We start from the raw sequence: 13,077 nt of genomic DNA on the forward strand, positions 1-13,077 counted from the left end.
GTACTAACGGACAAGTTGGTGTAATCAAAAAGCCAAAGGACTGGCTTTACTCCTGCTTAGATATCGATTTGGTTTGCCAGTCGAGGCTCCAGACGCTGCTTTAAATCGCCCTCAATCACTACAGCACGACCGGTTTTTTTATCCAGACAGACAAAAGTGATATTGGCGTCGGCCACTAAAATGTCAGTGCCATCCAACCAGATTTTCTGGTGAATGACAGAGCTTTTGGTATTAATAGCGCTGAATTCGGTATCAATACGTAGTTGCTGGCCCATGGTGGCCTGAGCTCTGTAGTTGATATTGATATTGACGATCACCCAAGCCAGACCTATGGCTTCGAAATGCTCGATATCGCCATGTTGTTCCAGATAACCCCAGCGGGCTTCTTCCAGAAATTCTAAATAACGGGCGTTATTGACGTGCTGGTAACCATCCAGGTGATAACCCCGGACTTTGATATAAGTGTGATGTAGCATAAAACCCTCTGGTTGGACCTGTTTGGGCCATAATGCCATAAATTTTGTTTGGGGTTAATGAGGTTTTTCCTGCACAAGACTGAGATTTTTTTGGTCTGCTGCGCTGGAACCAGTAGAATAAGCGCACTTTGGTTATTTGGTGCTTTTATGCGTCTGTTACAGCAGCTCTCTGCTAAACCCTATTCCACTTTTGCATTGGATACACGGCTTGCCGAATTGGTTGAGCTGGAGTCTTTGGCTGAATTAATGGCCTATCAGCCTGCAGTTACTCCCATGTTATTAGGTGAGGGCAGCAATAGCATTTTCCTGACCGATCAAAGTCAGACTGTTTTACGTTATTTATCCAAAAGCCGGACTCTGCTGTCAGAAGACGAAAAACATGTACAACTGCATATAGAAGCAGGAGATAACTGGCATCAACTGGTCAGTTGGACTGTAGCTCAGGGCTGGTGGGGGCTAGAAAACCTGTCGTTAATACCAGGAAGCGTAGGCGCAGCTCCGGTGCAAAACATCGGTGCTTATGGTGCTGAATTGGCTGATTGTTGCGATTATGTCGATTTTTTTCACTGGCAAAGCCGTAAGGTACAGCGTTTAAGCAAAAGCAATTGTGGTTTTGGCTACCGTGACAGCATTTTTAAAACGGCTCTTGCCGGTCAGGGCCTGATAGTCGCTGTGGGGTTGACGCTGAAAAAACAAGGCAAGCCAAAATTAGGCTACAAAGGCCTAGAGCATTTAAATCAGCACAGCAGTGTTGCTGAAGTAGCAGATGCCGTAATTGCGGTGCGTCAGTCCAAATTACCTGACCCAGCGGTCTTGCCAAACTGTGGCAGCTTTTTTAAAAACCCCATAGTGAGCCAGTCTGAATTTGAAGCTATTCAAAGTCGTTATTCTGCAATGCCTTTTTATCCGCAGGCTGACGGTCAGGTGAAATTGGCAGCTGGCTGGCTGATTGAACAAACCGGGTTAAAAGGTCAGCGTATTGGCTATGTCGGCTGTTATGAAAAACAAGCGCTGGTGCTGGTGAATTTTGGCCGGGGCACAGCCGCAGATTTACAACAGATGATTAGCTTAATACAGCAAAAAGTTGCAGCACAGTTTGCTGTTCAGCTGGAACCTGAGGTGCGCTTACTTGGCCAGTGAACTTCGCAAAACCTTACCTCATAGCCTGATAGTGCAACGTCAACTGGTGCATTATCTGGCCGATGGCGCTTTATGTTCTGGTCAGTGGTTGGGTGAACAGTTAGGTATTAGCCGCACTGCCGTCGCCAAACACTTAGAACAATTGCAGCACTATGGCCTGGATTTATACAAAATAAAAGGCAAAGGCTATCGCCTGGCGCAACCTGTGCAATTGCTTGATGCGGCACTGATTAAGCAGCTACAGCTGCAGCAAGCGCCGGTTTGGGTGCAGTCAGTGACTGATTCCACCAACAGCCAGCTGATGCAAAAACTCAAAGACGGGGTAGTGCCGGAAAAAGGTGCTGTGCTGGTGGCTGAAGCTCAAACCGCTGGCCGTGGCCGACGGGGTAAACAGTGGTTTTCGCCTTTTGGCTGCAATTTATATTTTTCAATGTACTGGCAACTTGAACAAGGTATCCAGGCCGCTATGGGTTTAAGTTTAGTGGTAGGTTTAGCCGTTGCCAAAGTGCTGCAACAGCAGTGGCAATTGCCGGTGCGGCTGAAATGGCCAAATGACTTGTATATAGAGCATAAAAAACTCGGTGGTATTTTAGTCGAGCTGGCCGGGCAAACTCATGCTCAGTGTGATGTCGTCATAGGCTTAGGTTTAAATATCCGTATGCCGGATCACACAGATAAAGCTGTAGACCAGCCCTGGGCTGATTTAACTTCGGCTTTGGGTCGGCCGATAGACCGTAATTTATTGGTGGCTTTGTTGCAGCATCAGCTGGTGATGGAATTGCAGCAATTTAGTCAGTATGGTTTTGCTGGCTATGTACAAGCGTTTAATCAGCTCGACCAATTTGCCGGTGAGCAAGTGACTTTATCCAGCGGTAGTCAAACCATCACTGGTCTTTGCGCTGGTGTCGATGCGCAGGGGGGGCTGGTGCTGGATATCAATGGCCAGAAGCAAAGCTTTTATGGTGGTGAACTTAGCTTAAGAAAGGCCCTTTGATGGAATTATTACTGGATATAGGCAATAGCCGCAGCAAAGCCCGTTTACATGATGCTGGTCTGCTTACGGAAATTCAGCTGGAAAACATCAGTTCTGAGCAGTGGCCACTCATCAACGCTGTGTATTGCGCCAGTGTTGCAGCAGACAGCCGTGTACTGGCAATACGTGATCAAATTCCACCTGCCATTCCTTTTATCCACATCCGCAGTGAGGCTCAGGCATTTGGGGTGACCAACAGTTATCAGCAGCCACATTTATTGGGCGTCGACCGTTGGTTGGCGTTAGTTGCAGCAGCAGAGTTATACCCCAATACCGATCTGTTAATAGCAGACGCTGGCACAGCTTTAACTATAGATTGGTTAAATGCTTCTGGTGTGCATCAGGGCGGCTGGATTTTGGCTGGGCAAAAACTGCAGCAAGAAGCTGTGTTAAGCAAAACGGCCAAAGTATTTTCGGCGGAGTTAGAAACAGAACAATTATGCCCGGCAACCGACACCGCCACAGCTTTGTATCAGGGTGCTATTGCCGCTTTAGTGGGGGCTATTCGTCAGGCATGGGCAATTAAGCCAACACAGCTGATTATTTTAACGGGTGGCGATGCATTACTTCTGCAAAAATACCTGACCGATCTGCCTGTTCGGCTCGAACCTCAATTGATCTTTCAGGGATTAGCCCGTTATATTCAGCCGAATTGACCGTTTTGTGTACTTATTGAGCATTCAGGCCGGAATTTATAAGTTTTTTTTTATTTCCTGTTGCGTGGGGTGGGGCATTCCACTAGAATTCGCACCCACTGACGTAGCCGCTTTAGCTCAGTTGGTAGAGCAACTGACTTGTAATCAGTAGGTCATCCGTTCGACTCGGATAAGCGGCACCATTAGTATAGTGGAGGGGTTCCCGAGTGGCCAAAGGGATCAGACTGTAAATCTGCCGGCACTGCCTTCGAAGGTTCGAATCCTTCCCCCTCCACCATTTTCAGTACAATAGCTACGAGTAGGCCGCGGGCATCGTATAATGGCTATTACCTCAGCCTTCCAAGCTGATGATGCGGGTTCGATTCCCGCTGCCCGCTCCAAACAGATCACGTTGCTGATATAGCTCAGGCGGTAGAGCGCATCCTTGGTAAGGATGAGGTCCCCAGTTCGATTCTGGGTATCAGCACCATCTTAAAAGCCTCTCTTGTTATACAATCAAAAAACACTTATTTCATACAACCACCGTTTGTTAAAAAGGGTCTATTTATGGCTAAGGCTAAATTCGAACGTAATAAACCGCACGTTAACGTAGGCACCATCGGTCACGTTGACCACGGTAAAACTACTTTAACTGCTGCTATCACTAACGTACTGGCCAAGCACTACGGTGGTCAGGCATTCGCTTTCGATCAAATCGACAAAGCGCCAGAAGAGAAAGCTCGTGGTATCACGATCAACACGTCTCACGTTGAATACGATACACCAACTCGTCACTACGCCCACGTAGACTGCCCAGGTCACGCTGACTATGTTAAAAACATGATCACTGGTGCTGCTCAGATGGACGGCGCAATCCTGGTTGTTGCTGCAACTGACGGCCCAATGCCACAGACGCGTGAGCACATCCTGTTATCTCGTCAGGTAGGCGTACCTTTCATCGTTGTATTCATGAACAAATGTGACATGGTAGATGATGAAGAGCTGTTAGAGCTGGTGGAGATGGAAGTTCGTGAACTTCTGTCAGACTACGATTTCCCAGGTGATGACCTGCCGGTAATCCGTGGTTCAGCTTTAAAAGGTCTGGAAGGCGATGCAACGTGGGAACCAAAAATCCTTGAGCTGGCAGCAGCTTTAGATTCTTACATCCCAGAGCCAGTACGTGCGATTGATAAGCCATTCATCATGCCAATCGAAGACGTATTCTCAATTGCTGGTCGTGGTACTGTAGTAACAGGCCGTGTAGAGCAAGGTATCGTTAAAGTAGGCGAGTCAGTAGAAATCGTTGGTCTGAAAGACACAGTGACGACTACTTGTACTGGTGTAGAAATGTTCCGTAAACTGTTAGACGAAGGTCGTGCAGGCGAGAACATCGGCGCACTGTTACGTGGTACTAAACGTGAAGACGTAGAACGTGGTCAAGTATTAGCAAAACCAGGTTCAATCAAGCCACACACCAAGTTCGAAGGTGAAGTGTACGTATTATCGAAAGAAGAAGGTGGTCGTCATACTCCATTCTTCAAAGGTTACCGTCCACAGTTCTACTTCCGTACTACAGACGTAACTGGTTCAGTAGAACTGCCAGAAGGCGTAGAGATGGTAATGCCAGGCGACAACCTGAAGTTTGTTGTAGAGCTTATCAACCCAATCGCGATGGACGAAGGTTTACGCTTCGCCATCCGTGAAGGTGGCCGCACAGTAGGTGCTGGTGTAGTATCTAAAGTACTGGCGTAATAGTCAGAACTTGAAAAGGGCTCCAAAGGGGCCCTTTTTTATATTGCTTTGTTAGCTTTAGCCGGAAAATTAACAACAACAGGCTTGAATTCTGCACAGCTAACTCTGATTAAATAGTTTCAAGTCGGATCCTTATCTTGTTTTAGTCGTCTAAGACAGTATAATGAGCGGCTATTTTTGCGGGACTGCTCTGAGCGGTTGGCGCAATTTTCTGTAGGGGCGTAGTTCCAATTGGTAGAACAGCGGTCTCCAAAACCGATGGTTGGGGGTTCGAATCCCTCCGCCCCTGCCACTTATATTAGGCGCTAAGGTGTTTTGCACGTTAGTCGAAGTAGTAGCTTGTACCAACAAGCCATGGGAAAGTGAGTTAAAGCATGAATGCAACGAGTGAAACCCCAAAAGGCGGCTTAGATTTAGTGAAATGGCTGGGCGTCTTAGTTCTGCTGACCCTGATGGTCGCAGCGAACTATATATATGAGTTTTCTGCAGTTGAAAAAGCTGCAAGCATAGTGGTTTTAGTCGGCTTGGCGGCTTTTATCGCAGCCAAGACCAGCAAGGGCTCTGCATTTATTGAGTTTGCGAAAGAAGCCAGAACTGAAGTTCGCAAAGTTGTATGGCCAACCCGTCAGGAAACAATGCAAACCACTATTATCGTAATGGTTGCGACCTTGATTGTTGCATTATTACTATGGGGCTTAGATTCAATTTTATTAAGCCTTGTATCATTTATCACAGGTCTGGGGATCTAAGTTATGTCAGGAAAAATGCGTTGGTATGTAGTTCAGGCTTTTTCGGGTTTTGAACAGCGCGTAGCGACTTCATTGCGTGAGCATATCAAGATCCAGCAAATGGAAGACAAGTTTGGCGAAGTGCTGGTTCCAACTGAAGAAGTTGTTGAAATGCGCGCTGGTCAGAAACGTAAGTCTGAACGCAAATTTTTCCCTGGCTACGTATTAGTGCAGATGGAAATGTGTGAAGAAGCATGGCACTTAGTCAAAAGCGTGCCACGTGTATTAGGTTTTATCGGTGGTACTTCAGACCGCCCTGCGCCTATCAGCCAGAAAGAAGCTGACACTATTCTGAACCGTCTGCAGGACAACGCTGATAAGCCGAAGCCTAAGACTCTGTTCGAAGCGGGTGAAGTGGTACGTGTGACTGAAGGTCCATTTGCTGACTTTAACGGCGTAGTAGAAGAAGTAGATTACGAGAAAAGCCGCGTGAAGGTGTCCGTGTTGATTTTCGGTCGTTCTACTCCTGTCGAACTGGAATTTGGCCAGGTCGAAAAAGCCTAAGCAGAAATAGTTTGTAACGGGCCGCTGATTAAAATATAATCGCGGCCTTTTTTAACGTCAGGGGAGCCGTTTGAGTAAGTGTCCTCGCACTTACGAGGCGAATACCCTAAATTGAGGTGAAACATGGCAAAGAAAGTCACGGCACTTGTAAAATTACAAGTTAAAGCTGGTATGGCAAACCCGTCGCCACCAGTTGGTCCAGCATTGGGTCAACACGGTGTGAACATCATGGAATTCTGTAAAGGCTTCAACGCCCGTACAGAGTCACTGGAAAAAGGCATGCCTATTCCAGTAGTGATCACTGTATACAGCGACCGCTCATTTACATTTGAAACCCGCACCCCACCTGCTTCTTTCTTATTACTGAAAGCTGCTGGTTTAAAAGGTGGTTCAGGCCGTCCTAATACCCAGAAAGTGGGTAAAGTGACTGTTGCTCAGCTGGAAGAGATCGTTAAGATCAAACGTGCTGATTTAACAGCGGGTACTGACGAAGCAGCACTGAGCACTATTGCTGGTACTGCCCGTTCAATGGGCTTAGTGGTGGAGGGTTAATCAATGGCTAAATTATCAAAGCGTGCTAAATTAATCCGTTCAAAAGTAGATTCTACTCGTGAATACGCGATCAATGACGCAGTTGCGTTATTAAAAGAATTAACAGCTGGCAAGTTCGTTGAATCAGTTGATGTTGCTATCAACCTGGGTATCGACGCACGTAAGTCAGATCAAAACGTTCGTGGCGCTACTGTGTTACCACACGGTACCGGCCGCACTGTACGTGTTGCTGTGTTCACTCAGGGTGCTAACGCTGAAGCTGCTAAAGCTGCAGGCGCTGACATCGTGGGTATGGAAGACTTAGCTGAATTAGTTAAGAAAGGCGAGATGAACTTTGATGTTGTTATCGCTTCTCCAGACGCAATGCGTGTTGTTGGTATGTTAGGTCAGATCTTAGGCCCACGTGGTTTAATGCCTAACCCTAAAACTGGCACAGTGACTCCAAACGTTGCTGAAGCAGTGAAAAACGCTAAAGCTGGTCAGGTTCGTTACCGTAACGACAAGAATGGTATCATCCATTCTACAGTGGGTAAGGTTAACTTCGACACTGACAAACTGAAAGAGAACATCGAGTCTCTGTTAGTTGCTTTAAAGCGTGCTAAGCCATCTGTAGCAAAAGGCGTTTTCATCAAGAAAGTGACCATTTCTACTACTCACGGCGCAGGTATCGTTTTAGATCAGGCTTCTTTAGACGCCAAAATCTAATTCAGTCCTCTGAAATAGCTGCTTTACAGGAGCGCGTGGTTATTTTATAATCTCGCGCTCAAAAATTCGGGTAGAAGCCGGGCTTTGTTTACAAAGTTTTCGGCTTCCGTCCAAGACCGTAGGTGCCGCAAATTTTTTTAAAAGGCGTGGCTTAAAAGCACAACCTACGCAGACGGTGTTAGCCCCAGAAAGATTCCTATCAATCTGGCTCTCACCGTAAATCGCGCGTTAAACAGTATTTTTTTACTGATTAACGTTGTGTAGGCAACCAGACAATACCGTCTGGAAGAACCAGGAGTTAAGAGCCAATGGCTATTAAGCTTGATGACAAAAAAGCGATCGTTGCTGAAGTTCAGGAAGCTGCCATAGGTGCTTTATCTGCGGTAGTTGCAGACGCTCGCGGTGTTACTGTAGGCAAAATCACTGATCTGCGTAAGCAGGCCCGTGAAGCTGGCGTATGGATGAAAGTTGTCCGTAACACGCTGGTACGCCGTGCAGTAGCTGGCACCGAGTTCGAGTGTTTAAGCAACGCGTTCGTTGGCCCAACACTGATTGCATTCTCTAAAGAGCACCCAGGTGCTGCAGCGCGTATCTTCAAAGATTTCGCGAAAGAAAATGCTAAGTTTGAGCTGAAAGGCGCAGCCTTCAATGGCGCCACAGTAAGCATTGACGTTTTAGCATCGTTGCCAACATACAACGAAGCTATTGCACGTTTAATGAGCACTATGAAAGAAGCAGCAGCCGGCAAATTGGTACGTACCATCGCCGCAGTTCGCGACCAAAAACAAGCCTAAACGACGTAATTTTACGTTTTGTTTGGAATTAAAGTTTAATACGGGATACGTCCCCTTAATTTAGGAATCTGAGCAATGTCAGTTACTAAAGATCAAATCTTAGATGCTATCGCTGCAATGTCTGTAATGGAAGTTGTTGAATTAGTTAGCGCTATGGAAGAAAAGTTCGGCGTTTCTGCTGCTGCTGCTGTTGCAGTTGCTGCTGGTCCAGCTGCTGCTGTTGAAGAACAAACAGAATTCAACGTAATTCTGGCAGCTGTTGGCGCTAACAAAGTATCAGTAATCAAAGCTGTTCGCGGCGCTACTGGTTTAGGCCTGAAAGAAGCTAAAGATTTAGTTGAAGCTGCTCCAGCTGCAATTAAAGAAGCAGTTTCTAAAGCCGAAGCTGAAGCTCTGAAGAAAGAGTTAGAAGAAGCTGGTGCTACTGTTGAAGTTAAATAATCTAGATTTTTCTAGATTATACGCCTGATTTCAGGCTAGGCTGGTGGTGAAATAACCACCGGCCTTTTTGCGCTGTGGGACATTGATTTTCCCCACCCTAATGTTGCCATGTCGGTAACATTCAAGCCGCCCCTAGAGGGTAGGTAGGGTAAAAAATCAGCTAGCTGAGGAACCCCATGACTTACTCTTATTCTGAAAAGAAACGTATCCGTAAGGACTTCGGCAAACGTCCACAAGTGCTGGATGTGCCATATCTGTTGTCGATTCAAATTGAATCGTTCAGCAAATTTATCGAACCTGATCCAGAAGGTGGATACGGCTTAGAAGCTGCATTCCGTTCTGTATTCCCAATTAAAAGCTACTCAGGTAGTGCCGAGCTGCAATATGTCAGCTACCGCATTGGCGAGCCGGTTTTTGACGTCAAAGAGTGCCAAATTCGTGGTGTGACTTACTCAGCTCCGCTGCGTGTCAAACTGCGCATGGTTTTATTTGATAAAGAAGTACCAGGTACAATCAAAGATATCCGTGAACAAGAAGTCTATATGGGTGAAATCCCATTGATGACTGAAAACGGTACCTTTGTTATCAATGGTACTGAACGTGTTATCGTTTCTCAGCTGCACCGTAGCCCGGGTGTATTCTTTGACCACGACCGTGGCAAGACTCACTCCTCAGGCAAGGTTTTATACAATGCTCGCGTGATCCCTTACCGTGGTTCATGGTTAGACTTTGAGTTCGATGCCAAAGATAACCTGTTCGTGCGTATCGATCGCCGCCGCAAATTGCCAGCCACTATTTTGTTACGTGCGCTGAGCTTAAGTACTGAAGAAATTTTAAGTACTTTCTTCGAAAGCACCCGTTTTGAAATTAAAGACGGCAAACTGTTGATGGAAGTGGTCGCAAACCGCTTACGTGGTGAAACAGCTGCTTTTGATATCAAAGACAACGATGGCGAAGTGATCGTAGAAGCTGGTCGTCGTATTACTGCCCGTCATGTGCGTCAGTTAGAAAAAACTGGCATGACACTGATGGAAGTACCACATGAATATGTAGTAGGCCGCGTTTTATCAAAAAATTACGCTGACCGTTCAACCGGAGAGATTATTGCCGAGGCGAACGCAGAGCTCACACTGGAGCTGTTAGCAAAACTAGCAAAAGCGGGCTACGAAAGTTTCGAAACTCTTTACATTAACGATTTGGACCAAGGTTCTTATATTTCTGAAACCATCCGGATCGATCCAAGCAGCAACCGCATGGAAGCATTGGTAGAAATCTACCGTATGATGCGTCCAGGCGAGCCACCAACGCGTGAAGCTGCTGAAACTTTATTTGAAAACCTGTTCTTCTCTGAAGACCGTTACGACTTATCTACTGTAGGTCGTATGAAGTTCAACCGTCGTGTTGACTTCGAAGAAGGTAAAGGCGTAGGCGTTTTATCCAAAGACGATATCCTGGCTGTAATGAAGGTCTTAATCGACATTCGTAACGGTAAAGGCGAAGTGGACGATATCGACCACTTAGGTAACAGACGTATCCGTTCTGTTGGTGAAATGGCTGAAAACCAATTCCGTGTTGGTTTAGTTCGTGTGGAACGTGCAGTAAAAGAACGCCTGTCTTTAGGTGATCTGGACGCTGTGATGCCACAGGATCTGATCAACGCTAAGCCTATTTCTGCTGCGGTGAAAGAGTTCTTTGGTTCAAGCCAGCTGTCTCAGTTTATGGACCAGAACAACCCATTGTCAGAAGTAACGCACAAACGTCGTATTTCTGCGTTAGGCCCGGGCGGTTTGACCCGTGAGCGCGCAGGCTTCGAAGTACGTGACGTTCACCCAACACACTACGGTCGTGTTTGTCCAATCGAGACGCCAGAAGGTCCAAACATCGGTTTGATCAACTCGCTGTCTATGTTTGCTCAGACCAACGAATACGGTTTCCTCGAAACACCTTACCGTCGTATTGAAGATGGTATTGTGACTGACGAAGTCGATTTCTTATCTGCGATTGAAGAAGGTAACTTTGTTATCGCTCAGGCGAACGCCGAGTTAAGCGCAGAAAACCGTCTGGTTGAAGATTTAGTACCGTGCCGTTACAAAAACGAATTCACCTTAATGCCGGCCGACAAGGTTCAGTATATGGACGTTGCACCACAGCAGATCGTATCTGTTGCTGCTGCTCTGATCCCGTTCCTGGAACACGATGACGCCAACCGTGCATTAATGGGTTCAAACATGCAACGTCAGGCCGTTCCTACCTTACGTGCTGATAAGCCGTTAGTAGGTACTGGTGTAGAACGTGTTGTAGCCAAAGACTCTGGTGTAACTGTAGTGGCGAAACGTGGTGGTACTGTTGACTATGTCGACGCCAGCCGTATCGTAATTAAAGTACACGAAGAAGAAATGGTAGCCGGTGAAGCCGGTATCGACATCTACAACCTGACTAAATACACCCGTTCTAACCAGAACACCTGTATCAACCAGCGTCCATGTGTAAACCATGGTGAGCCGATTGAACGTGGTGATGTACTGGCCGATGGTCCGTCTACGGACTTAGGCGAACTGGCTTTAGGTCAAAACTTACGCGTGGCATTCATGCCGTGGAACGGTTACAACTTCGAAGATTCGATCTTGTTATCCGAGCGTTTAGTACAGGAAGATCGCTTAACCACTATTCACATTCAGGAACTGAGCTGTATCGCTCGTGATACCAAGTTAGGGCCTGAAGAAATCACTGCCGATATTCCAAACGTAGGTGAGTCTGCTTTATCTAAGCTGGACGAAGCCGGTATCGTTTACATCGGTGCTGAAGTGAAAGGCGGCGACATTCTGGTTGGTAAGGTGACACCTAAAGGTGAAAGCCAGCTGACTCCGGAAGAAAAACTGTTACGCGCTATCTTCGGTGAAAAAGCTTCTGACGTAAAAGACAGCTCATTACGTGTGCCTAACTCTGTCACTGGTACAGTGATCGACGTTCAGGTCTTCACTCGTGATGGCGTTGAAAAAGACAAACGTGCTCGTGAAATCGAAGAAATGGAAGTCAAACAGGCTAAGAAAGACCTGAATGAAGAATTCCGTATCCTTGAAGAAGGTATCTTCTCACGTGCCCGCAACCTGGTTGAAAGCACAGGCGTTGACCGCACTAAGCTGAACGGCTTACGTGGTGATGCTCTGTTAGGCTACAGCCTGGCTGATGAAGATAAGCAAAACGATCTGGAACAATTAGCGGCTCAGTACGAAGAAATCCGTATTGAATACGATAAGAAATTCGAAGCCAAACGTCGCAAGATTGTTCAGGGTGACGATTTAGCTCCTGGCGTTCTGAAGATTGTTAAAGTGTACTTAGCTGTGAAACGTCGTATCCAGCCTGGTGACAAGATGGCCGGTCGTCACGGTAACAAGGGTGTTGTTTCTACCATTGTTCCAGTTGAAGACATGCCATATGACGAAAAAGGTCAGCCGGTTGATATCGTATTGAACCCGCTGGGTGTACCGTCTCGTATGAACATCGGTCAGATCCTTGAAACTCACTTAGGCTTAGCGGCCCGTGGTATCGGTGACAAGATTGACGGCATGATCAAAGACCAGAAAGAAGTTGCGGAAATCCGTGCCTTCCTGAAAAAGGTCTACGAGCTGGGTGAGTCACGTCAAAACGTTGATATCGCTAGCTTCACAGATGACGAAGTGCGTCGTTTAGCAGAAAACCTGCGTAAAGGTTTACCTGTAGCTACTCCAGTGTTTGATGGCGCCAAAGAAAGCGAAATCAAAGAGCTGTTGACTTTAGGTGACTTACCGACCAGCGGTCAGATCACATTGTACGATGGTCGTACCGGCAATACCTTCGAACGTAAGGTTACTGTTGGCTACATGTACATGCTGAAACTGAACCACTTGGTAGACGACAAGATGCACGCCCGTTCTACTGGTTCGTACAGTCTGGTTACTCAACAACCATTGGGCGGTAAAGCTCAGTTTGGTGGTCAGCGTTTCGGTGAGATGGAAGTGTGGGCTCTGGAAGCATACGGCGCAGCATACACGCTGCAAGAGATGTTAACAGTCAAGTCTGATGACGTGAATGGCCGTACCAAGATGTATAAAAACATCGTGGATGGCGACCACCGCATGGAACCAGGCATGCCAGAATCTTTCAACGTATTGATGAAAGAGATCCGTTCACTCGGTATCAACATCGAATTGGAAGAGGAATAACCCCGGTTAGGAAAACTAATCGAATTGTCCGGGGCGGTACTCCGCCCCTTGCTGG

General features: G+C 46.8%; 12 protein-coding genes and 5 tRNA genes. 16 read left to right on the forward strand and 1 reads right to left on the reverse strand.

The window, feature by feature from the left end:
• Nucleotides 1-56: 56 nt before the first annotated feature.
• On the reverse strand, nt 57-476 hold the full coding sequence (locus tag LSG37_RS15365) for an acyl-CoA thioesterase (RefSeq protein ID WP_233080733.1): 420 nt from the start codon (nt 474-476) through the stop codon (nt 57-59).
• A 147-nt stretch (nt 477-623) separates the two neighbouring features.
• Between LSG37_RS15365 and murB the strand changes: the two genes are divergently transcribed.
• The 16 genes from murB to rpoB all read left to right on the forward strand — a co-directional run bounded on the left by murB (nt 624) and on the right by rpoB (nt 13,022).
• The gene (murB, locus tag LSG37_RS15370; protein WP_233080734.1) at nt 624-1,616 is read left to right on the forward strand and encodes a UDP-N-acetylmuramate dehydrogenase; all 993 of its coding nucleotides are present in this window, start codon (nt 624-626) and stop codon (nt 1,614-1,616) included.
• A complete protein-coding gene (gene birA, locus LSG37_RS15375) occupies nt 1,606-2,610 on the forward strand; it encodes a bifunctional biotin--[acetyl-CoA-carboxylase] ligase/biotin operon repressor BirA (protein ID WP_233080735.1) in 1,005 nt (334 codons plus the stop codon). The genes murB and birA overlap by 11 nt, the downstream gene beginning before the upstream one ends.
• Nucleotides 2,610-3,305, forward strand: a complete 696-nt coding sequence (locus tag LSG37_RS15380) for a type III pantothenate kinase (RefSeq protein WP_233080736.1) — start codon at nt 2,610-2,612, stop codon at nt 3,303-3,305. The genes birA and LSG37_RS15380 overlap by 1 nt, the downstream gene beginning before the upstream one ends.
• A gap of 106 nt (nt 3,306-3,411) precedes the next feature.
• Nucleotides 3,412-3,487 (forward strand) — tRNA-Thr (locus LSG37_RS15385).
• Between the two features lie 10 nt (nt 3,488-3,497).
• Nucleotides 3,498-3,582 (forward strand) — tRNA-Tyr (locus LSG37_RS15390).
• Nucleotides 3,583-3,610: 28 nt separating this feature from the next.
• Nucleotides 3,611-3,685 (forward strand) — tRNA-Gly (locus LSG37_RS15395).
• Nucleotides 3,686-3,698: 13 nt separating this feature from the next.
• Nucleotides 3,699-3,774, forward strand: a tRNA-Thr gene (locus LSG37_RS15400).
• 77 nt (nt 3,775-3,851) lie between these two features.
• Nucleotides 3,852-5,036 (forward strand): elongation factor Tu, encoded by a 1,185-nt coding sequence (tuf, locus tag LSG37_RS15405; RefSeq protein WP_233080737.1) that lies wholly within the window; start codon nt 3,852-3,854, stop codon nt 5,034-5,036.
• A gap of 215 nt (nt 5,037-5,251) precedes the next feature.
• Nucleotides 5,252-5,328 (forward strand) — tRNA-Trp (locus tag LSG37_RS15410).
• An 82-nt stretch (nt 5,329-5,410) separates the two neighbouring features.
• Entirely contained in the window at nt 5,411-5,785 is a 375-nt protein-coding gene (secE, locus tag LSG37_RS15415; protein ID WP_008899797.1) for a preprotein translocase subunit SecE, read from the forward strand.
• Between the two features lie 15 nt (nt 5,786-5,800).
• Nucleotides 5,801-6,328: a transcription termination/antitermination protein NusG gene (gene nusG, locus LSG37_RS15420; RefSeq protein WP_086003576.1), complete on the forward strand. Its 528-nt coding sequence runs from the start codon at nt 5,801-5,803 to the stop codon at nt 6,326-6,328.
• A gap of 123 nt (nt 6,329-6,451) precedes the next feature.
• On the forward strand, nt 6,452-6,880 hold the full coding sequence (gene rplK / locus LSG37_RS15425; RefSeq protein WP_008899795.1) for a 50S ribosomal protein L11: 429 nt from the start codon (nt 6,452-6,454) through the stop codon (nt 6,878-6,880).
• Between the two features lie 3 nt (nt 6,881-6,883).
• Complete coding sequence (rplA, locus tag LSG37_RS15430; protein ID WP_008899794.1) at nt 6,884-7,585, forward strand: 50S ribosomal protein L1; 702 nt, start codon at nt 6,884-6,886, stop codon at nt 7,583-7,585.
• 308 nt (nt 7,586-7,893) lie between these two features.
• Nucleotides 7,894-8,379 carry a 50S ribosomal protein L10 gene (gene rplJ / locus LSG37_RS15435; protein WP_233010941.1) on the forward strand — a complete coding sequence of 162 codons (486 nt, stop codon included), beginning with the start codon at nt 7,894-7,896 and terminating at the stop codon, nt 8,377-8,379.
• A gap of 75 nt (nt 8,380-8,454) precedes the next feature.
• On the forward strand, nt 8,455-8,820 hold the full coding sequence (rplL, locus tag LSG37_RS15440; RefSeq protein WP_008899792.1) for a 50S ribosomal protein L7/L12: 366 nt from the start codon (nt 8,455-8,457) through the stop codon (nt 8,818-8,820).
• Nucleotides 8,821-8,996: 176 nt separating this feature from the next.
• Nucleotides 8,997-13,022: a DNA-directed RNA polymerase subunit beta gene (rpoB, locus tag LSG37_RS15445; protein ID WP_233080738.1), complete on the forward strand. Its 4,026-nt coding sequence runs from the start codon at nt 8,997-8,999 to the stop codon at nt 13,020-13,022.
• Nucleotides 13,023-13,077: the final 55 nt, after the last annotated feature.

The sequence above is a fragment of the Rheinheimera soli genome (assembly GCF_021290985.1).
GTDB classification, from domain to species: Bacteria; Pseudomonadota; Gammaproteobacteria; order Enterobacterales; family Alteromonadaceae; genus Pararheinheimera; species Pararheinheimera soli.